General features: G+C 74.2%; 20 protein-coding genes. 13 read left to right on the forward strand and 7 right to left on the reverse strand.

What is annotated here, in order from left to right:
* Positions 1–40: 40 nt before the first annotated feature.
* The 3 genes from B1205_RS20475 to B1205_RS31910 all read left to right on the forward strand — a co-directional run bounded on the left by B1205_RS20475 (position 41) and on the right by B1205_RS31910 (position 4,741).
* Entirely contained in the window at positions 41–784 is a 744-nt protein-coding gene (locus B1205_RS20475) for a gamma-glutamyl-gamma-aminobutyrate hydrolase family protein (RefSeq protein WP_254910060.1), read from the forward strand.
* A 123-nt stretch (positions 785–907) separates the two neighbouring features.
* Positions 908–4,570, forward strand: coding sequence for a SpoIIE family protein phosphatase (locus B1205_RS20480; protein WP_089157030.1), 3,663 nt, complete (start codon positions 908–910; stop codon positions 4,568–4,570).
* Positions 4,571–4,612: 42 nt separating this feature from the next.
* A complete protein-coding gene (locus B1205_RS31910) occupies positions 4,613–4,741 on the forward strand; it encodes a hypothetical protein (protein WP_254910061.1) in 129 nt (42 codons plus the stop codon).
* Between the two features lie 131 nt (positions 4,742–4,872).
* On the opposite strand, the gene B1205_RS20490 is transcribed toward B1205_RS31910, so the two are convergent.
* Positions 4,873–5,187, reverse strand: coding sequence for an STAS domain-containing protein (locus B1205_RS20490; RefSeq protein ID WP_140158111.1), 315 nt, complete (start codon positions 5,185–5,187; stop codon positions 4,873–4,875).
* 95 nt (positions 5,188–5,282) lie between these two features.
* On the opposite strand from B1205_RS20490, the gene map reads away from it, so the two are divergent.
* Positions 5,283–6,140 (forward strand): type I methionyl aminopeptidase, encoded by an 858-nt coding sequence (gene map, locus B1205_RS20495; RefSeq protein WP_089157031.1) that lies wholly within the window; start codon positions 5,283–5,285, stop codon positions 6,138–6,140.
* On the forward strand, positions 6,137–6,853 hold the full coding sequence (locus B1205_RS20500) for a VIT1/CCC1 transporter family protein (RefSeq protein WP_089157032.1): 717 nt from the start codon (positions 6,137–6,139) through the stop codon (positions 6,851–6,853). Before map ends, B1205_RS20500 begins: the two co-directional genes overlap by 4 nt.
* Before the next feature lie 158 nt (positions 6,854–7,011).
* Here the strand turns inward: B1205_RS20500 and B1205_RS20505 are convergent, their stop codons facing one another.
* The 6 genes from B1205_RS20505 to B1205_RS20530 form a co-directional block, all read right to left on the reverse strand.
* Positions 7,012–7,476 carry a nitroreductase family deazaflavin-dependent oxidoreductase gene (locus tag B1205_RS20505; RefSeq protein ID WP_089157033.1) on the reverse strand — a complete coding sequence of 155 codons (465 nt, stop codon included), beginning with the start codon at positions 7,474–7,476 and terminating at the stop codon, positions 7,012–7,014.
* 129 nt (positions 7,477–7,605) lie between these two features.
* A complete protein-coding gene (locus tag B1205_RS20510; RefSeq protein ID WP_089157034.1) occupies positions 7,606–10,281 on the reverse strand; it encodes an FtsX-like permease family protein in 2,676 nt (891 codons plus the stop codon).
* The gene (locus B1205_RS20515) at positions 10,278–11,000 is read right to left on the reverse strand and encodes an ABC transporter ATP-binding protein (RefSeq protein ID WP_089157035.1); all 723 of its coding nucleotides are present in this window, start codon (positions 10,998–11,000) and stop codon (positions 10,278–10,280) included. The genes B1205_RS20510 and B1205_RS20515 overlap by 4 nt, the downstream gene beginning before the upstream one ends.
* 17 nt (positions 11,001–11,017) lie before the next feature.
* Positions 11,018–11,599: a PadR family transcriptional regulator gene (locus B1205_RS20520; protein ID WP_089157036.1), complete on the reverse strand. Its 582-nt coding sequence runs from the start codon at positions 11,597–11,599 to the stop codon at positions 11,018–11,020.
* Positions 11,600–11,669: 70 nt separating this feature from the next.
* Positions 11,670–12,128, reverse strand: coding sequence for a ferritin-like domain-containing protein (locus B1205_RS20525; protein WP_089157119.1), 459 nt, complete (start codon positions 12,126–12,128; stop codon positions 11,670–11,672).
* 35 nt (positions 12,129–12,163) lie between these two features.
* Positions 12,164–12,616 carry a hypothetical protein gene (locus B1205_RS20530; protein WP_176308706.1) on the reverse strand — a complete coding sequence of 151 codons (453 nt, stop codon included), beginning with the start codon at positions 12,614–12,616 and terminating at the stop codon, positions 12,164–12,166.
* Positions 12,617–12,880: 264 nt separating this feature from the next.
* Between B1205_RS20530 and rimP the strand changes: the two genes are divergently transcribed.
* The 8 genes from rimP (at position 12,881) to B1205_RS20570 (ending at position 21,222) form a co-directional block, all read left to right on the forward strand.
* Positions 12,881–13,528 (forward strand): ribosome maturation factor RimP, encoded by a 648-nt coding sequence (rimP, locus tag B1205_RS20535; protein WP_089157038.1) that lies wholly within the window; start codon positions 12,881–12,883, stop codon positions 13,526–13,528.
* Complete coding sequence (nusA, locus tag B1205_RS20540) at positions 13,525–14,559, forward strand: transcription termination factor NusA (protein ID WP_089157039.1); 1,035 nt, start codon at positions 13,525–13,527, stop codon at positions 14,557–14,559. The genes rimP and nusA overlap by 4 nt, the downstream gene beginning before the upstream one ends.
* 15 nt (positions 14,560–14,574) lie before the next feature.
* Positions 14,575–14,910 carry a YlxR family protein gene (locus B1205_RS20545; RefSeq protein ID WP_089157040.1) on the forward strand — a complete coding sequence of 112 codons (336 nt, stop codon included), beginning with the start codon at positions 14,575–14,577 and terminating at the stop codon, positions 14,908–14,910.
* A 93-nt stretch (positions 14,911–15,003) separates the two neighbouring features.
* Positions 15,004–18,027 carry a translation initiation factor IF-2 gene (gene infB / locus B1205_RS20550; RefSeq protein ID WP_089157041.1) on the forward strand — a complete coding sequence of 1,008 codons (3,024 nt, stop codon included), beginning with the start codon at positions 15,004–15,006 and terminating at the stop codon, positions 18,025–18,027.
* Positions 18,028–18,107: 80 nt separating this feature from the next.
* Positions 18,108–19,151: a TRM11 family SAM-dependent methyltransferase gene (locus B1205_RS20555; RefSeq protein ID WP_089157042.1), complete on the forward strand. Its 1,044-nt coding sequence runs from the start codon at positions 18,108–18,110 to the stop codon at positions 19,149–19,151.
* A gap of 41 nt (positions 19,152–19,192) precedes the next feature.
* Positions 19,193–19,486, forward strand: a complete 294-nt coding sequence (locus B1205_RS20560; RefSeq protein ID WP_089157120.1) for a DUF503 domain-containing protein — start codon at positions 19,193–19,195, stop codon at positions 19,484–19,486.
* A gap of 159 nt (positions 19,487–19,645) precedes the next feature.
* The gene (gene rbfA / locus B1205_RS20565) at positions 19,646–20,173 is read left to right on the forward strand and encodes a 30S ribosome-binding factor RbfA (RefSeq protein WP_089157043.1); all 528 of its coding nucleotides are present in this window, start codon (positions 19,646–19,648) and stop codon (positions 20,171–20,173) included.
* The gene (locus B1205_RS20570; protein WP_089157044.1) at positions 20,170–21,222 is read left to right on the forward strand and encodes a DHH family phosphoesterase; all 1,053 of its coding nucleotides are present in this window, start codon (positions 20,170–20,172) and stop codon (positions 21,220–21,222) included. Before rbfA ends, B1205_RS20570 begins: the two co-directional genes overlap by 4 nt.
* Positions 21,223–21,442 lie beyond the last annotated feature (220 nt).

A 21,442-nucleotide genomic window follows, 5' to 3' on the forward strand; every position in this document is an offset into this window, starting at 1 on the left:
GCGAGCCCCGCAGTCGCGAACGGAGCTGGNTAGGCGGCCGGTGATCGGCGTCACCGCGTACGTCGAGCCGGCCGGCTGGGCGGTGTGGCGGGACGTCCCGGCGACGCTCGTGCCGCACGCGTACGTCCGGTCCGTGACCGCGGCCGGTGGCCGGGCCGTGGTGCTGCCGCCGGACGACGTCGACGCCGACGTGCTGGGCCTGCTGGACGGGCTGCTGCTGGCCGGCGGCGCGGATGTCGGCCCGGAGCGGTACGGCCGGTCGCCCGACCCGCGGACCGAGGCCCGGCCGGAGCGGGACGCCGGCGAGTTGGCGCTGCTGTCCGCCGCGCTCGTGGCGGACCTGCCGGTGCTGGGCGTGTGCCGGGGCATGCAGCTGCTCGCGGTGGCCTACGGCGGCGCCCTGCACCAGCACCTGCCGGACGTGGTCGGCCACGACCGGCACCGCCCCGCCCCGGGCGTCTACGGGTGGCACCCGGTGCGCTTCGCCGCCGGCAGTCGGGCCGGGGCGGTGATGGCCGGGGTGGACCGGGTCAACTCGTACCATCATCAGGCGGTGGCCGACCCCGGCGGCCTGGCCGTCACCGGCTGGGCCGACGACGGCGTGGTGGAGGCGGTGGAGGACCCGGCGCGGAGCTTCGTGCTCGGCGTGCAGTGGCATCCCGAGAACGAGCCCGACCCGCGGCCGGTCGCCGCCCTGGTCCGGGCCGCGATGTCGGGCAGATCACAGCCCGAGCCCCGGCGGACCGGCCCGACTCGCCCCGGCCCACCGGTTACGACAGGATGAGGCGGAGGTAACCAGCGCTCGCGGAGCCGGATGCGTTACGTTGCTCCTCCGCCGGGGTAGTAGGCGGGGACGGTCGGCGCGGACGCGCCGGCCGTCGCGGATATGGCCGGAGCGGGAGGCTGCATGAGCTCGGCCCAGGGGGGCGGGGACGTCGGTCGTTCGTCCCCGGCGGCCGACGCGGTGGCGCTACCACCATTGCTGACCGCGGCGTTCGCCGCCGGCGGCGAGATGGGGGAGCGGCTGCGCGGTTTCGACTGGTCGACCAGCCCGCTCGGCACCCCCGACGCCTGGCCCGCAGCGCTCTGCCACGCGGTGAGCACCATGCTGGCGTCCCAGGCCCAGATGGTGGTGTTCTGGGGCGAGCAGCACCTGGCCTTCTACAACGACGCCTACCGGCCGACCATCGGCGACAAGCACCCGGCCGTGCTGGGGCAGTCCGCCCGGCTGCACTGGGCGGAGACCTGGGACGTCCTCGGTCCGCTGCTGGACGGGGTGCGCGGCACCGGCGTGCCGTACCGGGGCGAGGACCACCCGTTCGTGCTCGACCGGCACGGCTTCCTGGAGGACGTCTACTTCGACGTCTCGTACGACCCGATCCGCGACGCGGACGGCGCGGTCAGCGGGGTGTTCTGCTTCGTCAACGAGACCACCGGCCGGGTGCTCGGCGAGCGGCGGCTGCGGACGCTCGCCGAGCTGGGCGACGAGCTGGGCGACGTGCCGAGCACGCGTGAGCTGGGCGGGGCCGTCGCCCGGGTGCTCGACGCGCACCGCGCGGACGTGCCGTTCAACGCGATCTGGCTCTACGACGCCGACGGCACCGCCGCGCTGGCCGGCTGCGCCGGGGTGGACGCGACCGCGATCGCCGGCTGGCCGGGGCCGACCGCCGACGAGCCGCTGACCGCGCCGCGCTGGATCGCCACCGCCGACCTGCCCGGCGCGGTGCCGCCGGACGCCGCCGACCAGGCGTTGCTGCTGCCGCTGACCGCCACCCACGAGCCGGCCGGGGTGCTGCTGCTCGGGGTCGCCCGCCGGCTGCCGTTCGGCGACGACTACCGCGACTTCGTCGACCTGGTCGCCGCCCAGGTCTCCCGGGCCGTGGGCAAACAGCGGGCGTACGAGCACGAGCGCGCCCGCGCCGCCGAGCTGGCCGCGCTGGACCGGGCCAAGACCAACTTCTTCGCCAACGTCAGCCACGAGTTCCGCACCCCGCTCACCCTGGTCCTCGGCCCGCTGGAGGACCTGCTCGCCGACCGGGGCCTGCCTCAGCACTACACCGAGCGGCTGACCGTCATGCACCGCAACGGGCTGCGGCTGCTCAAGCTGGTCAACACCGTGCTCGACTTCTCCCGGCTGGAGTCCGGCCGGCTGGCCGCCCGCTACCAGCCCACCGACCTGTCCGACCACACCTCCCGACTGGCCAGCACGTTCCGCTCGGTCACCGAGCGGGCCGGGCTGCGCCTGGTGGTGGACTGCCCACCGCTGCCCGCGCCGGTCTACGTGGACCGGGACATGTGGGAGAAGATCGTCCTCAACCTGCTCTCGAACGCGGTCAAGTTCACCTTCGAGGGCGAGATCCTGGTCCGGGTCCGCTCCGGTGACGGGGTGGCCGTGCTGGAGGTGGCCGACACCGGCGTCGGCATCGCGGCGGACGAGCTGCCGCAGGTCTTCGAGCGGTTCCACCGGGTGCCCGACGCGCGCTCCCGCACGCACGAGGGCACCGGCATCGGGCTCGCCCTGGTCCGCGAGCTGGTCGAGATGCACGGCGGCACGGTGACCGCGCGCAGCGTCGTCGAGCGGGGCACCACCTTCACGGTGACCGTGCCGTTCGGGTACGCGCACCTGCCCGCCGACCGGGTGTCCGCGCTGTCCCCGGTGTCGCGGGGCGAGCCGGAACAGGCCCGGCTCTACGTCGCCGAGACGGCGCTCTGGACCGACGAGGTGGCGCGGCCGACCGGGCTGCCCGAGCCGTCCGGGATGCCGGGCGGCGCCGGCCGGATCCTGGTCGCCGACGACAACCCGGACCTGCGTGAGCACGTCAGCCGCTTGCTCGCCCCGGCCTACCAGGTGGTGACCGCCCCGGACGGGGTGGAGGCGTTGCGGCTGGCCGTCGAGACCCCGTTCGACCTGGTGCTCACCGACGTGATGATGCCTCGGCTGGACGGCTTCGGGCTGGTCGCCGCGCTGCGCGCCAACCCGGTCACCCGGTACGTGCCGATCGTGTTGCTTTCCGCCCGGGCCGGGGCGGCCGAGGAGATCGCCGGCCTCTCCGCCGGCGCGGACGACTACCTGACCAAGCCGTTCTCCAGCCCCGAGCTGGTCGCCCGGGTGCGGGCCAACGTGGAGCTGGGCCAGCTCCGTGGGCAGATCATCCGCCGGTTGCGGGCGCTGGCCGACGCCGCGGTGGCGATCAACACCGCCCGGTCCACCGCCGAGGTGGTCCGGGTGGCCGCGCACCACGCGCTCACCCTCGCCGAGGCGGGCCGGGTGCTGGTCACCGCCACCGGCGCCCGACACGAGGAGGACGCCGGCGGGGACCTGCCCGCCGAGCCGTCCGTGGTGCTGCCGCTCACCGGCACCACCGGTGAGCAGCTCGGCGAACTGCGGGTGTGGCGTCGGGAGGGCGGCGGCACCGAGCAGGCGGCGCTGACCGAGCTGGCCCGGCTGGTCGGCGTACGGCTGGAGAACGCCCAGCTCTACGAGGCCGAGCATCGGATCGCCACCACGCTCCAGCACAGCCTGCTGCCGCGTACCCTGCCGCAGTTGCCCGGCGCGGTGGTGGCGAGCCGCTACCTGCCCGGCAGCGCCGACGTCGAGGTCGGCGGCGACTGGTACGACGCGGTGAGCACCCCCGACGACGAGCTGGTGCTGGTCATCGGCGACGTGGTCGGCAAGGGCGTGCGGGCCGCCGCCGCGATGGGCCAGCTCCGTAACGCGCTGCGGGCGTACGTCCTGGAGGGCTACGACCCGGGTGAGGCGCTGACCCGGCTCAACCGGCTCGTCCACTCCACCGGCGGCGGCTCCTTCGCCACCGTGGTCTGCCTCCGCTTCTGTCCGCGCACCGGCCAGCTCCGGTACGCCAGCGCGGGCCACCCCTCGCCCCTGCTGATCCGAGGAGACGCCGTGGCGTTTTTGCACGATCGGGCGCTCGGACCGCCCATCGGGGCGATCCCCGGGACCGTCTACCCGACCATCGAGGGTGAACTCGCCCCCGGCGGCCGGCTGCTGCTCTACACCGACGGCCTGATCGAGGACCGTGAGGCGGGCATCGACGTCGGGCTCGACCAGCTCCGCACCGACGCGACCGGGCGTGGCGAGCACGTCGCCGACCTGGTGGACGCGGTGGTGGCGCGGGTCGTCGGGCGGCCCCGCCACGACGACGTGGCGGTGCTGGCGCTGGAGGCGGCCGAGCTGAACCGGTTCGCGCTGCGACTGCCGGCCGACCCGACCCGACTCAGCGTGCTGCGCAAGCGGCTGGACGGTTTCCTCGCCGCCCACCAGGTCGGCGAGACCGACCTGTTCGACCTCACCGTGGCGGTCTCCGAGGCGGCGGCGAACGCGATCGAGCACCCGGTCGACCCGGTCGAGTCGACGATCGAGGTGGAGGTCACCATCGTCGACCGCACGGTGACCGCCACGATCCGGGACAGCGGCCGGTGGCGCGAGTCCAGCGGCTCCAGTTTCCGGGGACGCGGGCTGGCGCTGATCCAGGCGCTGGGCGAGATGAGCGTGACCCGCACCGAGGACGGCACCGAGTTGACGCTGCGACGCCGGCTGGCGGACACATAGTCCACGACGTGTCACCAGGAGCTGGAACTGTAGAACATCTGGGTGCCCGCTGCCGTTGGCCGGCTCTTCCGACTGGAGATCGACAGCACGATCCCTGCGACTGCGGCCGCGTTCGCCGATCCGGCGCTCCGCAGCCTCGACGCCATCCACCTGGCCACCGCCCAGGTGTAGACCAATGAGTCCGGCACGGCGCTCACTGCCTTCGTCACCTACGACCGGCGGCCGCTCGCATGCGCCAAGGAAGCAGGACTGCCCATCGCGAGCCCCGGCCAGAACTGACCACCGAGCACGGTCGTTACCAGCTAGCCGTCGGCCAGCCAGTCCTGCTCGCCCAGGCCGGAGATCTCCAGCACCCGCCGGACCTGCCGGGACGGCAGCACGGTGAGACCGCCCGGGAACCGCTGCGCCAGCCGGACCACCGCGTGGATCGCGGCCGAGTCGAAGAAGGTGACCGCCCGCAGGTCGAGGGTGAGGTGCCGGGCGGTGTCGCGTAGCGCGGTCTGGAACATGGTGTCGGCGGTCGCCATGTCGACCTCGCCGGTGACCAGGACGCGAAGCCGGTCACCGTCGCTCTCCGCCGTCACGGAAAAGACGGGCGGCGCGCCCCCTTGATCCACGGAGCAACAATGGCACAGCGTTTGCGGTACGGCAACAACCTGCCTGGAGCCGCCGTGGCCGGGGTCACCCCGGGGCCCGGCGATAGGCTGTGGACATGACCGTCCGTGCGCCGCTGACCCCCGGCACGCTCTCCCCGTGGCGAGCGGTCCCCGCCCACATCCCGCGCCCGGAGTACGTGGGCAAGAAGCGCCCGCTCCCGTGGCGCGGCTCGCATGTGCAGACACCGGAGACCATCGAGCGGATGCGTGTCGCCGGCCGGCTCGCCGCCCAGGCCACCCAGCTCGCCGGTGAGCACTGCAAGCCGGGGGTGACCACCGACGAGATCGACCGGGTGGTGCACGAGTTCCTCTGCGACCACGGCGCCTACCCGTCGACGCTGGGTTACAAGGGCTTCCCGAAGTCCTGCTGCACCAGCGTGAACGAGGTGATCTGCCACGGCATCCCGGACTCGACCGAGCTGTGCGACGGCGACATCGTCAACGTCGATGTCACCGCGTACCTGAACGGGGTGCACGGCGACACCGACGCCACCTTCTGCGTCGGCGAGGTGAGCGAGGAGGCCCGCCTGCTGGTCGAGCGAACCCACACCGCGATGATGCGCGGCATCAAGGCGATCGCGCCGGGTCGGCAGATCAACGTCATGGGTCGGGTGATCGAGTCGTACGCGAAGCGGTTCGGCTACGGCGTGGTCCGCGACTTCACCGGCCACGGCATCGGCGAGGCGTTCCACAGCGGCCTCTACGTGCCGCACTACGACAGCCCGCGGCCCACCGACGTGATGGAGCCGGGGATGACGTTCACCGTCGAGCCGATGATCACCATCGGCACCTACCAGTACGACACGTGGGACGACGGCTGGACCGTGGTCACCAAGGATCGGAAGTGGACGGCCCAGTTCGAGCACACCATCGTCGTGACCGACGACGGCTACGAGATCCTGACCCTGCCGTGACCGAGACCCCGGCGGCGCTGCGTGAGGCGCACCACGCGGACGTGTCCGGCGGCTGGCTGCGGCCGGCCGTCTTCGGCGCGATGGACGGCCTGGTCACCAACATCGCGTTGATCGCCGGTGTCGGCGGCGGCGGGGTGTCCCCGCACAGCATCGTGCTCACCGGCACGGCCGGCCTGGTGGCCGGCGCCATCTCGATGGGCCTCGGTGAATACACCAGCGTCCGTTCGGCCAACGAGCAGGTGGCCGCCGAGGTGGCCAAGGAACGGCGGGAGTTGGAACGGCACCCGGAGGCGGAGGCCCGCGAACTGGCCGACGCCTGGGTCGCCCGCGGGTTGCCCCGCGACCTGGCCACCCAGGTCGCCGAGGCGGTACGGCGCAACCCGGAGGAGGCGCTGCGGGTGCACGTCCGGGAGGAGTTGGGCGTCGACCCCGACGACCAGCCCAGCCCGTGGGCGGCGGCGGTCTCGTCGTTCGTCTGCTTCTCGATCGGCGCGCTGGTGCCGCTGCTGCCGTACCTGCTCGGTGCCACCAGCCTGTGGCTGGCGCTCGCTGTGGGCGGGGTGGGGCTCTTCGTCGCCGGGGCGGTCGTGGCCCGCTTCACCTACCGCTCCTGGTGGACCAGCGGGCTGCGGCAGTTGCTGCTGGGCGCGCTGGCGGCCGGTGCGACCTATCTGATCGGCGCGGTGATCGGGGTCGGCGGCGGCCTCGGCTGACGCCGACGTCCCGGCACGCCGCTGGACCGCCTGTTCGTGCGGGGTCAGCCAGGTGATCGATACCAGTACGCCGAGGTTGCGGTATCGGCTTGCCTCGGATCACACCACTTCGCCGAGCCGGCGTCGCACGCCTCCCCGCGGGCGCGGGCCGCGCTCGCCTAGGCGGGAACCAGGCGGAAGACCTTGATCTCGCGGCCGCCGGCCCGCTCGACGTACGTCCGGTAGGCCGGCCACTCCTCGACCAGCCGGCGGAACAGGCGCTCCCGCTCGGCGCCGGTGACCTGTTCGGCGCGGACCGGGATCCGCCGGCCCTTGACGTCGACCTCGGCAGCCGGCTCGGCGAGCAGGTTGAACGTCCACGACGGGTGATGCTGCTGCCCCCAGTTCGACCCGATCACCACGAAGGTGTCCCCGTCGGGGACGTAGAGCAGCGGGCTGCTGCGGGGTTTGCCGGAACGGCGACCGGTCGAGGTGAGCACGAGGGTGGGCACCAGCCCGAAGGCGACCACCCGCCCCTTCGTCAGCCGGCCGATCAGCCGGTCGGCGGGGACGAGCAGGCGCATGGTGGTGGCGAACCACTGCTGGTGACCGAGGCGGCGGGTGAGGGATCCCAGGGCGGACACCCGCCCAGTCTGCCGCCCCCGTCCGGCCCCGTCACCCCTCCGCACGGCCGGCCCGTGCCAGCTCGTCGAAGTGGCGGCATCCCGCTCACCCTCATACCGCCACTTCGGCGACCCGGAGTCGGTCAGACCTCAGTCCAGGCGGCGTTCGACGGGCAGGCGGGAGCGGGTGAGCAGGGCCGCGCCGAGCATCGCCACCAGCGGCACCACCACCAGCACGGCCATCGTCAGGCCGGGCACGGTCATCGGGAACGCCGGCTCCACCGGCCAGGACTCCGCGTACCGCTGGTTGAGCGCGGCCAGGATGACGGCCGCGGAGCCGAGTCCGGCCACGATGCCCAGCACCGAGCCGAGCCCCGCGATCACCCCGGCCTGGCAGAGGGACAGCACCCGGCGTACCCGAGGGTCGGCGCCGACCGCCGCGAGCGTGGACAGGTCCCGGCGGCCCTCGGCGGCGGCCAGGCCGGTGGCGACCGCGGCGGCGCCGAGCGTGATGACGCCGGACGCGGCAGCCAGCAGGAGCAGCAGCGGACGTTGGTCGACGGGCGGGTCCGCGGTCGCCACCTGGACGGACAGTGACGGGAACTCGGACAGCTCGTCGATCAGCCGCTCGCGTTGCCGGTCGGTGGGCGGCTCGGCGGTGTCCACCAGGTAGCCCATCGGCTGCGGGATCAGACCGAGCGCCGTCGCGGCGGCGGAGGAGAGCACCAGCCGGTCCACCGGCAGGCCGCCGCGCAGCGCGTGCCCGGGCAGGAGGCGCGTGGTCGTCGGGGCGCCGGTGCTGTTGTTGACCTCCACCCGGACCTGCCCGTCCTCCACCTGGCCGGGGTCGGTGACCACCACGCCGCCGGCGGCGAGCGTCCGTCGCGCGGCGGCCAGTTCGTCGGCCGGGGCGCCGGTGAGCGCGGGCAACGCACCGCCGTCGTCCACGAGGGCCGGCAGCGAGACGTCGTTCGGTTCCCGGAACGGGCGGACGCAGCGGGGGTCGTCCCGGAGCGAGGCGGGGCCCGGCTCGTACGGGCCGTACGGGCAACGCTCCCCGGGTGGGCGCGACGCGGTGGCGATGCAGTAGTCCTCGGGCGTGGCGGGGCGGGCGCACTCGGCGGTGGCGACGGGCACCACGGTGGCGTCCGGCAGCACCGCGCGTACCCGGGCGGTGACCTCGCCGGCCGGCAGCGGGCCCGCGCCGCGACTGGTCTCTTGAAGCAGCACATGCCCCGGCGGCAGGCCGGGCTGCCACAGCGCCCGCTGCCGGGCGTCGTCGCTGGCCACGTAGACGCCGAGCGCCACGCTGCCGGCGACCGCCGCCATCACCGCCGAGATGGCCGGCGCGGCCGAGGACCGGTTGCGGCTGGCGTCGCGCAGCGCGAGCCGGGGTGTCAGCGGCAGCAGCCGGCCGGCCCGGGCGAGCAGCCCGACCAGCGTCGGCGTGCAGAAGACCAGGCCCAGCTCGCCGAGGACCACGCCGGCCAGCACCCCGATCTGCGAGGACCGGGCGGCGGCGAACGCGGCCAGGGCGGTGCCGGCGACGGTGAGCAACGCGCCGAGCAGCAGCCAGCGGCCGCGCGGCCGGGGGGCCTCGCGCCGGCCGGCCAGGCCGGCCACCACGTCCTGCCGGGCCGCGGTCCAGGCCGGCACGAGCGCCGCGAGCACCCCCGCCAGCACCGCGACCGCGGCGATCGCGGCCAGCGCGCTGGGAAAGATACGGTACGCGCCGAAGCGCTCCCCGTTCACGTACTGCTCGACCAGCGACCGGCCGGCGAACGCGGTCCCGACGCCGAGCAGCAGCCCGAGGGCGGCCCCGCCGGCACCGAGCACCACCCCGTCGGCGAGCACGATCCGGCGCAGGTGCACCGCGTCGCCGCCGGCCACCGCGACCAGCGCGAGGTCCCGCCGTCGGCGGCGTACGCCGACCGCGAAGGCCGGACCCACCAGCAGCACCACCTCCAGCAGGCCCAGCCCGCCGACCAGCACGGACACGCCGGTCGACTCGACGTCCGCCGCCGGCGTGCCACGGCCGAGTTCCTGCCGCCCGGGCAGCGGGGTCCGGGCGGCCACCTGGATGCCCTGTGGGTTCAGCCGGTCGGCCAGCGCCGGGTCCATCGGCCCGGGCAGGTCGACCAGCCAGCTCTCCTCAATCCCCGGCACCTCCGGGGTCACACCGGCGCGCGTCACCACCTCGCCCAGGTTGTCCGGGAACTCGACCACCCCGACCACCCGGAACGGCGTGCCGTCGGTGGTGCGCACCAGCGCTCCGATACGGGTGTGCAGCCGGCGCAACGCGGCCGGGCTGACCGCGATCTCGTCCGGGCGGACCGGCGGCCGACCCTCCCGCACCCGGGCCAACGGGCGGAGCAGCGGGTCGGTCAGATCGAGGGCGCGGGCCTCCATCGACTCGGTGCGATGACCGATCCGGGTGTCGAACGGCATCCACCACCGCACCCGGGCGACCCGGCTGTCGGTCGGCAGCAGCGCCCGCAGCTCTCCGGCGTCGACCGGGCGGGTCCGGGGCACCGGATCGCCCTCGATCGGCCAGGACGCCTCACCCCAGGCATCCTGGCCGATCGGGGTGAGCCCGGCCCAGCGCAGCTCCAGGTCGGCCGCGCCGAGCCGGCGCTCCATTCGCTCCGACCGGGTCAGCTCGGCCATGTCGTAGCTGACCGCGACGAAGCTGAGCCCCAGCACCGGCAGCGCGATCATCACCAGCACCAGCAGCGTGCGCCGGCGGGACCGGCGGGCCTCCCGGTGGGCGATCCGCAACGCGGTACGCCACGAGCCATGTGCCGCGGCGAACCGACCCGGTGTCACCGGCCGCTGCCGCTGAGCAGGTGCTCCACGCCGATCAGCGGGGCGGTCGAGTCGACCAGCACGCCGTCGCGCAGGAACACCACCCGGTCCGCCCAGCCGGCGTGCCGGGCCTCGTGGGTGACCAGCACCCCGGCCGCTCCCGCGTCCACCCGGCGACGAAGCAGGTGCAGCACCGCCTCGCCGGCCTGCGAGTCCAACGCTCCGGTCGGCTCGTCGGCGAGGACCAGCCGGCGCTCGCCGACCAGGGCCCGGGCGATCGCCACCCGCTGCTGCTGGCCGCCGGACATCTGGTCGGGGAAGCGGTCGGCCAGACCCGCGACGTCCACCTCGCGCAGCGCGTCCAGGGCCAACCGGCGGGCCGCCCGCACCCCGGTGCCGTCCAGCTCCAGCGGCAGCGCCACGTTCTCCACCGCGGTCAGGCTGCCGAGCAGGTTCAAATCCTGGAAGACGTACCCGATCCGGCGGCGGCGCAGCCGGGCCAGCGCGCGGGCCGGCAGCCCGCCGAGCGCCTCGCCCTCGACCAGCACCTCGCCGCCGGTGGGCCGGTCCAAACCGCCGGCCAGCGCCAGCATGGAGGACTTGCCGGAACCGGAGGGGCCCATCACCGCCACCAGCTCGCCGGCCCGCACGGTGAGACTGACGCCGCGCAGCGCGTGCACCGCGGCCTCGCCGACGCCGTGCGTCCGGTGCACGTCGCGTAGCTCCAGCACCCCGTCCATCTCCGTCGACCTCCCGGTCACCGGCGGGCCTCGTCAGCGGCCCGGTCCACCGCCTCGGGGTGGGCGATCGGCCGGCCCGGTGCCGGCCGGTGGCGCACCAGGCTGGTCTCGCAGTGGTCGAGCCAACGCACCTCGGCCTCGGTCTGGAAGATCATCGCGTCCAGCACCAGCCGCCAGGGCAGATCCTCCGGCTTGTCGCTGGTGTACTTCAACCGGGTGAACTCCTGCAGGGCCCGCATGGTGGCGCTGCGCTGGGTCTGCACCACCGCCCGGACGTCCACGCCCGGGGTGGTCAGCGCCAGCGCCAGCTTGATCGACAGCTCGTCGCGCGGGCGGTCGGCGCGGCTGATCGGGGTGGCGAACCACAGCGCCAGGTCCGCCCGCCCGGCGTCGGTGATCTCGTACGGCCGCTGCCCGCCCTCGTTCTCCGGCAGCGGGCGGACCAGGCCGTCGCGTTCCAGCCGGGCCAGCGTGGTGTACACCTGCCCGATGTTCAACGGCCAGGTCGACCCGGTCGACTCCTCGAACGCGGCGCGAAGCTGGTAGCCGTACATCTGGCCGCGTTCGAGCAGGGCGAGCAGACCGTGGCGGATGGACATGGCCTGGAGTATGCATACCTGGTATGCGGCCCGCAACCGGGGCGCTCCGCGGGGTGACCGTCGTTCGCGCTCAGGCCGGCCGACCGGGGAACGGGACGGTGACCGGGTTCACCCCGGCCGTACGCCGCCAGCGGGTCGCCCGCAGCGCGCAGTCGGTCAGCGCGGCGAGGGCGGTGTTCCGGTCGGCGCCGGTGGTGTGCGGCAGCGCGGCCCGCCAGTGGCCCGCGGTCCGCTCCTCGATCTCCACGGCCAGTCGCAGCGCGGCCGCCCGGTCGGTCACCGGGTAGGGCAACGCGTAGCCGGCCCGGTCGGCCGGCACCTGCCCGGCGCCCTCGGCGAGCTGGAGGAGCAGCGCGTCCCGCCGGGACCGGTGCGCCGCCTCGGCGGCCCGGGCGGCGGTGCGGGCGGCGTCGGCGAGGTGCACGCCGATCACCCCGTACGCCCAGATCGCCGCGTACTCGGCGGCGAGCGCGTCGGCGAGGACCTGGGTCGGCCCGGGAGCCGGGCTCACGCTGCGCCGATCGGGCATGTGCTCACGGCCCTCGCTGCGCTCGGTGCGTTCGCTCATGCCAGCGCCTCGACGTGGGTGGCCCGCGCCGCGGCGATCGAGCCGAGCATCGCGGCCCGCTCGGCCGGCGCGGCCGCGCAGGCCCTGGCCGCGTTCGTCTGGCCCTGCTGCTCGGCCCGGCGCAGCTCGGTGAGCACGGCCGCCCGGCCGGTGACCGGTGAGCCGGACGGGCCGGGAGTCGGCGTGCCGGAGGGCGCCGGCCGGCCGATCATCCGGCGCATCTCGTCGGCGTGCGCCCGGTGCGCGTCGGCGATCGGATTGAGCCGGCCGGCCAGCGCCGGGACGGCGGTGGCGGCGGCCCGGTGCCGGGCCTCCAACGCCAGCGACTCGGCGACCAGCGGCTCCAGCGCGTCCGGCTCCGGCGGCGCGTCGTCGCGGTCGAGAAGACCACAACCGGTCAACGGCGTCGCCACGCCGCCGAGCGCCACCAGCGCCCCGGCGCGCAGCAGGCCCCGCCGGGAATGCCCCGCTCTGCCCTGCTTGGATAGTGTTCTGCCCGTCCCCACCGGACAAGTCAACACCATGCGAGCCGCCCCGTGGGGCAGGGTCGTCGGTGCGCCGCCGGGTCCGCCGCGCGGCCCAGGCGTTACGCTCTGCGCAGCCACCGGACGCGGACGCCCCGGTGGCGTGCCGGCATGGCGGGCCGACCGCCCGCGTCGGCGTGGGACAACACGACCCGACAGGGGCGTGGCAACAGCAGAGAGGTGCGCCGAATGACGCAGCGTGGCCGTGCCACCCGGTCGACGGGCCCCGCCGGGCGGCCCCGCCGGTCCGACGGCCCCCGCGGCACGGACCGGGCCGGCGCACCCCGCGGCGACCTCGCCGCGCGCCGGGCCCGGCTGCGCGAGGTGATCGAGCCGGTGATCACCGCCGCCGGGTACGACCTCGAGGACCTCTCCGTCTCCCGGGCCGGCCGGCGGCACGTGGTCCGGGTGATCGTGGACGCCGACGGCGGGATCACGCTGGACGCCGTCGCGGACGTCTCGCGGGCGGTCTCGACGGCGCTGGACGCCGCCGAGGAGGCCGAGGGCGACATCGTCGCCGGTGAGTACCAGCTCGAGGTCAGCTCGCCCGGCGTGGACCGCCCGTTGACGCTGCCCCGGCACTGGCGACGCAACGTCGGCCGGCTGGTCAAGGTCACCGTGCGCGGTGACGCCGGCGACCGGCAGCTCACCGGCCGGATCACGGCCGCCGACGACGAGCGCGTGGAGCTGGAGACCGACGCCGGCGCCACCGCTCACCCGTACCCCCAACTGGGGCCCGGCCGGATCCAGGTGGAGTTCACCCGCCTGGACGAGGCCGACCTCGGTGACGACACCGACATCGACGACGACGAAGATCTGGAGGACGAGGAGAGGTGAACATCGACCTCGCGGCGCTGCGCGCCCTGGAGCGCGAGCGGGAGATCCCGTTCGACACGATCCTCGCGGCCATCGAGACCGCGCTGCTGACCGCCTACCGGCACACCGACGGCGCCGAGTCGCACGCCCGGGTGGAGATCGACCGCAAGTCCGGGGCCGCCTCCGTCTACGCCCAGGAGCTGGACGAGGACGGCACGGTCACCCGGGAGTGGGACGACACCCCGCACGACTTCGGCCGGATCGCCGCCATGACCGCCAAGCAGGTGATCCTCCAGCGGCTGCGGGAGGCCACCGACGAGGTGCACTTCGGCGAGTACGTCGGCCGCGACGGCGACCTGGTGACCGGCGTGGTGCAGGCGCACGAGACCCGCCGGGAGAAGGGCATCGTCAGCGTCGACCTGGGCAAGCTGGAGGGCGTGCTGCCCCAGTCCGAGCAGGTCCCGGGCGAGCGCTACGAGCACGGCGAGCGGATCCGCTGCGTGGTCGTGCACGTCGCCAAGGGCATGCGCGGTCCGCAGATCACGCTGTCCCGGTCGCACCCGGCGCTGGTGAAGAAGCTCTTCGCGCTGGAGGTGCCGGAGATCGCCGACGGCACGGTGGAGATCGGCGCCATCGCCCGTGAGGCAGGTCACCGCACCAAGATCGCCGTACGCTCGACCACCCCCGGCGTCAACGCCAAGGGCGCCTGCATCGGCCCGATGGGCCAGCGTGTCCGCGCGGTGATGAGCGAGCTGCACGGCGAGAAGATCGACATCATCGACTGGTCGGACGACCCGGCCACCTTCGTCGGCAACGCGCTCTCGCCGGCCAAGGCCCTACGGGTCGAGGTGGTCGACCTGGCCACCCGCACCGCCCGGGTCACCGTCCCGGATTTCCAGCTTTCCCTCGCGATCGGCCGGGAAGGGCAGAACGCCCGCCTGGCAGCCCGGTTGACCGGTTGGCGCATCGACATCCGGTCCGACGCGGAGCAGCCCGCCCGGGGCGGAGCTGATCACGTACGGGAGCCGGGCGGAGCGATCTCGAGCAGCTAGGGGTAGACTTCTTCAGTGGCACGACGCGAGCTGCCGGAGCGCACCTGTGTGGGCTGCCGGAAGCGAGCGCCGGCCAGCGAGTTGTTGCGGGTCGTCGCGGTCGGTGACGAGGCTGGTCAGACCAGCCTCCGGCCCGATCCGGCCCGCAGACTGCCGGGTCGGGGAGCGAACATGCACCCCAATCCGGCCTGCTTCGCGCAGGCGGTGCGGCGTCGCGCCTTCGGGCGGGCACTGCGCCTCGCCGGGGTCCCCGACCACGGTGCGCTCGCGGAGCACGTCGACGCGCAACCCCCGACGACCGGTCAGCCCGACCGGTCGAGGGTCGCTAGCAAGGTAGGACGACCGACATGAGCACACGATGAAGTCCCTGAAATGACCAGGCTTCAAGTGCACGAGTGAGGTCGCTGCGGGTGCTGCCCGCACGACCTCGGAGTGAGGAGTGCAGTGGCAGGAAAGGCCCGCGTACACGAGCTCGCCAAGGAGCTCGGGGTCGAGAGCAAGACCGTTCTCGCCAAGCTCAAGGAGATGGGCGAGTTCGTGAAGTCCGCGTCCAGCACCGTCGAGGCGCCTGTCGCCCGACGGCTGCGGAACGCGTTCGTGGCGTCCGCCGGTTCGCCGGCGCCCGCCGCCCCGCCGACGGCCGCTCCCAGCGGCCCGGCACCGACCCCGACACCCACCCCGACCCCGGGCGCCCCCCGGGTCTCGGCCCGACCGATGCCGCCCCGGCGTCCGGCCGCGCCGACCCCTGGACCGAGGCCCAAGGGCCCGGTCCCCGGCCCGCCGCAGCCGGCGGCCCCGGTCGCCAAGCCGGCGAGCGCCCACGACATCGAAGTGGCGGCCGCCGAGGCGCGTGCCGCCGCGCTGAAGGCTGAGCAGGAGGCCGCGGTCAAGGCCGCCCAGGCCGCCCGTCAGCAGCAGCGGGAGACCGTCCGCCGGGAGCCCCCGGCCGAGGGCGGCCCCCGGCCGGGTCCGCGTCCCGGCCCCAACGCCATGCCGCCGCGTCCGGGTTCCCCGGCCGCTCGGCCCGGTGGCCCGGGTCAGGGCCCCGGCGCCCGGCCCGGCGGTCGTCCGCCGGCGCGCGGCGCCGGCAACAACCCGTTCGGCATCCAGGGCGGCCAGCAACAGCAGCAGCGGCCCCCGGCCGCCGGTGCGGGCGGTCCCCGTCCCAGCCCGGCCGGCATGCCGCCGCGGCCCAGCCCGGCGTCCATGCCGCCGCGGCCCAGCCCGGCCTCGATGCCGAGCCAGCGCCCGACCACGGGCCGCCCCGGCGGTCCCGGCGGCGGTCGCGGCGGCCCCGGCGCCGGTCGCGGCGGTCCCGGTGGCGGCACCGGTGGTGGCTTCCGTGGCGGTCCCGGTGGCGGCGGTGGTGGCGGTGGCTACCGTGGCGGTCCCGGTGGCGGCGGTGGCACCGGCACCGGTGGTGGCTACCGCGGTGGTCCCGGTGGTGGCGGCGGCGGTGCTCCCGGCGGCGGTTTCCGTCCGGGTGGCCCGGTCGGTGGCGGCGGTCGTCCCGGTGGCGGTGGTCGTGGCCGTGGCGGCGGCGCGGCGGGTGCCTTCGGGCGTCCCGGCGGCCGGCCGACCCGTGGTCGCAAGTCCAAGAAGCAGCGCAGACAGGAGTTCGACAACCTGTCGGCCCCGACCATGTCCTCGGGTGCTCCCCGCGGTCAGGGTCAGGTCGTCCGGCTGTCCCGTGGCGCCTCGCTGTCGGACTTCGCCGACAAGATCAACGCCAACCCGGGTTCGCTGGTCCAGGAGATGTTCAACCTGGGCGAGATGGTGACCGCGACCCAGTCGTGCTCCGACGAGACCCTGCTGCTGCTGGGTGAGCACCTCGGCTTCGACGTGCAGATCGTCAGCCCGGAGGACGAGGACCGCGAGCTGCTCGCGCAGTTCAACATCGACCTCGACGCCGAGGTCGCGGCGGACCGCCTGGTCAGCCGTGCGCCGGTGGTGACCGTCATGGGTCACGTCGACCACGGTAAGACCAAGCTGCTCGACGCGATCCGCAAGGCGAACGTCGTGGCCGGCGAGGCGGGTGGCATCACCCAGCACATCGGCGCCTACCAGGTCCACGTCCCGCACGAGGGCGAGGACCGCGCGGTGACCTTCATCGACACCCCGGGTCACGAGGCGTTCACCGCCATGCGTGCCCGTGGTGCCCAGGTGACGGACATCGTGATCCTGGTGGTGGCGGCGGACGACGGCGTGATGCCGCAGACCATCGAGGCGCTCAACCACGCCAAGGCGGCGGACGTGCCGATCGTGGTCGCGGTCAACAAGGTCGACAAGCCGGAGGCGAACCCGGACAAGGTCCGCCAGCAGTTGACCGAGTACGGCCTGGTCGCCGAGGAGTACGGCGGCGACACCATGTTCGTGAACGTGGCCGCCAAGCCCGGCATCGGCATCGACGAGCTGCTCGAAGCCGTCCTGCTGACCGCCGACGCGTCGCTGGAGCTGACCGCTCCGATCGACGGGCCGGCGCAGGGTGTCGCCATCGAGGCGCACCTGGACAAGGGCCGCGGTGCGGTGGCGACCGTGCTGGTGCAGAAGGGCACGCTGCGGGCGGGTGACTCCATCGTCGCCGGTGGGGCGCACGGCCGGGTCCGGGCCATGCTGGACGAGAACGGCAAGCCGGTCGACTACGCCGGGCCGGCGCGTCCGGTCATGGTGCTGGGTCTGACCACGGTGCCGGGTGCGGGTGACACCTTCCTGGCCGCCGAGGACGACCGCACCGTGCGGCAGATCGCCGAGCAGCGGCAGGCACGGCGGCGGGCGGCCTCGTTCGCCAACTCCCGCGGCCGGGCCACCCTCGAAACGCTCATGGAGCAGCTCAAGGAGGGCGAGAAGACCTCGCTCAACCTGGTGCTCAAGGGCGACGTCTCCGGTTCCGTGGAGGCGCTCGAGGACGCGCTGTTCAACCTCGACATCCCGGAGGAGGTCCAGCTTCGGATCATCCACCGGGGCGTGGGTGCGATCACCGAGAGCGACGTCATGCTCGCGAGCGCCTCGTCCGAGGCGGTCACGATCATCGGCTTCAACGTGCGGGCCGCCAACAAGGTCCGCGAGATCGCCGACCGCGAAGGCGTGGAGATCCGGTACTACACGGTCATCTACCAGGCCATCGAGGAGATCGACGCCGCGCTCAAGGGTCTGCTCAAGCCGGAGTACGAGGAGGTCGAGCTGGGCACCGCGGAGATCCGCGACGTCTTCCGCTCGTCCAAGATCGGCAACATCTCCGGCTGTATCGTCCGGTCCGGTCTCATCCGCCGCAACGCCAAGGCGCGGCTGCTGCGGGACGGGTCGGTCGTGGCGGACAACCTCACGATCAGCTCGCTGAAGCGGTTCAAGGACGACGCGACCGAGGTCCGCGAAGGCTTCGAGTGTGGTCTGACGCTGGGCGGTTACAACAACGTCCAGGTCGGCGACATCATCGAGACCTTCGAGATGCGGGAGAAGCCGCGCGCCTGAGTGGTGAGCACGACCGGTCGACGGCCGGGGCCTTCGGGCCCCGGCCGTCGCCGTCTGCGCAGGCTGCGACAATCTCCGACGTGATCGGGTACGCGCTGCTCCTCGCCCCCTCCGCCAACCGCGTCTACGCCGACGCGGCCGCCCGGCTGGCCCGCGCCGAACTGGCCGTGTTCGCCGGCTCCGGGGTGCTCGACGTGCCCCCGGCCGACGCCGACGTCCACCGGATCGGCGGGGTGGAGTACCTGACCTTCACCGCCCCCGAGCCCGGCCTCGGCACCCGGGACCTGGCCCACCTGGCCAACCTGTCGGCGGCGTACGCCCTCTTCGAACGGGTCGGCGACGACCTGCTCCGCCCGGTGGCACTGCACCCGCTGGCCCGCTACGACTCCGACCTGATCACCATCCCCAAGTACGCCGGCAAGACCAACGAGCAGTTCACCCGGCTGCTGCTCAACGTGACGGTGCTCGCCTCCGCCTCCGCACCCCGGATGCTGGACGGGCAGCTCGTGGTGCTCGACCCGCTCTGCGGCCGGGGCACCACGCTCAACCAGGCGCTCATGTACGGCTACGACGGCATCGGCGTCGAACGCGACAGCCAGGACGTGGAGGCGTACGGGGCGTTCCTGCGCACCTGGCTGCGCCGCAAGCGGCTCAAGCACACGGCGGAGACGACGTCGGTGCGCCGGGACCGCAAGCTGGTCGCCCGCCGATTCGAGGCCGTCGTCTCCGCCTCCCGGGACGAGCACCGGGCCGGCGTCACCCAACGGATCACCGTGCTGAACACCGACACCACCCGAGCCCGGGAGGCGTTGCGGGCCCGGTGCGCCGACGTGATCGTCACCGACGCCCCGTACGGCGTGGCCCACGGCAGCCGCACCGGCCAGGGCCTGTCCCGTAGCCCTCTGGAGCTGCTCACCGCCGCCGTACCGGTGTGGCGGGAGCTGCTGCGGCCCGGCGGGGCGCTCGGGTTGTCCTGGAACACGCACGTCGCGCCGCGCGCGGAGGCGGAGGCGGTGCTGACCGCCGCCGGCCTGCGCGTGGTTGACGGGCCCGGCTTTCGCGACCTGTGCCACCGGGTCGACCAGGCCATCGAGCGGGACGTGCTGGTCGCGACCGCGCCATAACCGGGTGACCGGTGGCCTGGCGGGGCGTACCGTTGCTCGCCGTGTATACCGGAACCGCGTTGTTCGACCTGTTGCTGCCGGGTGACTCCCGGTCCCTGAAGGCCAAGCGGTCCTACGTCCGGCCGATCGTCGCCGCGTTGCGCAAGTTCGAGGTGTCGGCCGCCGAGGTCGGCGCGCTCGACCTGCACGGTCGGGCCGAGATCGGGGTGGCCGTGGTGGCCGCCGAGCCGGCCCACGTCCGTGAGGTGCTCGACTCCTGCGAACGTATGGTCGCCGCCCGCCCGGAGACCGAGCTGCTGTCGGTGCGCCGCCGCCTGCACGGCGCGGACGACTGACGCCGTCGGCGCGTCGCGCGGCACCCCGGCGGTGCCGCGTGACGCCCGNCGTTGGGCGGTCGGGCCCGGCGGCGCCCGGCGCCGTCCCCGGCCGGCGGCTCCCGACCGCGGCGTCAGCCGCGCCGGGCCGTAGGAACAGTCAACGTGGAGGTGGGGGACATGTCGGATCCGGCCAAGGTACGCCGGCACGCGGAGCGCATCCGTGAACTGGTCGCGTCGGTGGTGCGGAGCCAGATCAAGGACCCTCGGCTCGGCATGATCACGATCACCGACGCCCGGATCACCGCCGACCTGCGCGACGCCACCGTCTTCTACACCGTGCTCGGCGACGCGGCCGCCCAGGCGAGCACCGCCGCCGCACTGGAGAGCGCCAAGGGGATGTTGCGCAGCACCGTCGGCAAGGCGCTCGGGCTGCGGCACTCGCCGACGCTGACGTTCGTCCTCGACGACGTGCAGAACCAGGTCAAGCACATCGACGACCTGCTCACGGCCGCGCGTACCGCCGACGCCGAGGTGCAGCGCCTGGCCGCCACGTCCTCGTACGCGGGCGACGCCCAGCCGTACCGGGTCGACGAGGACGACGAGTCGACCGAGGATGAGTCGTCTGCGGATGAGTCGTCTGCGGGCGAGTCGTCTGCGGACGAGTCGTCTGCGGACGGCGAGCCGCGCGGCGGCGACCGCCGGTGACCGAGGCCGTCGGGGACAGCGTGCCGGCCGCCGGCGGTCCCACCGACGCCGCGTGGGCGGCTGCCGTCGCGGCGGTCCGCGGGCTCGCCGACGACGCGCGGGTGCTGCTGATCTGCCACGTCAACCCGGACGGGGACGCCCTCGGCAGCATGCTCGGGTTCGGGCTGGGCCTGCGCCGGCTGGGGGTGCGACACCTCCAGGCAACCTTCCCGGGGCCGGCGGACCTGCCCGAACCGTTCCGCTGGCTGCCCGGCGTCGAGTTGCTGGTGCCGCAGGACGACGCGTACCCCGCACCGGACCTGGTGATCTGCTTCGACGCGGCGAGCGAGTCCCGGCTGGGCGACCTGGCCGACCGGCTGGGCCGGGCGGGCGCGTCGCTGGTGCTGGACCATCACGCCTCGAACACCGGCTTCGGCGGCGTCAACCTGGTCGACCCGCACGCCGCGGCCACCTCCGTGGTCGCGCTGGGGCTGCTGGACCGGCTCGGGGTGCCGCTGGACGCGGAGACGGCGACCGGGCTCTACGTCGCGCTGACCACCGACACCGGCTCGTTCCGCTTCGAGGCGACCACCCCGGCCGTGCACGAGATGGCCGCGCGACTGCTGGCCACCGGCATCCGCCCGGGCGACATCTCCCGGCGAGTCTTCGACACCCGCCCGTTCGGTGCGGTCCGACTCTTCGGCGAGGTACTCGGCCGGGCCACGCTGGAACCGGCGGCCGCCGCCGGGCACGGTCTCGTCTGGACGTACGCGACCCGCGACGACCTGGCCCGCCACGACCAGCCGGCATACGTGCTGGAAGCCCTCATCGACTCGGTGCGCTGCACCGCCGAGGCGGACGTGAGCTGTGTGGTCAAGCAGTCCGGGGACGCCGAATGGGCGGTCTCGCTGCGCAGCAAGGGCGCGGTGGACGTGAGCCGGGTGGCGGTGGCGCTGGGTGGCGGCGGGCACCGGTTCGCGGCGGGCTTCACCGGGCGCGGCCCGCTCGACGGGGTGATCGGGAGCATCCGCGACGCCCTCACCACAAACGTGCTGACCCCACACCCCTGACCCGTCCCCCCGCTCTCAAGAGTCCGCATGGCACGGCGTCCCGGCGGCACAGGTGTCTCCAAAGCCGGCATCCCCGCCTCGGTGGAACGCCATGGGTGTCTGCAGGGTCCGGTCGCACCCATGGTGTTCCACTCGTGGGCTGGGAGGGGCGTGGGTGGAACGCCATGGGTGTCTGGGAGGTCGGGATGCACCCATGCTGTTCCAGTCACGGGCTTGATGG

The sequence above is a fragment of the Micromonospora sp. NBS 11-29 genome, assembly GCF_002140155.1.
In the GTDB taxonomy this organism is placed as follows: Bacteria; Actinomycetota; Actinomycetes; order Mycobacteriales; family Micromonosporaceae; genus Micromonospora.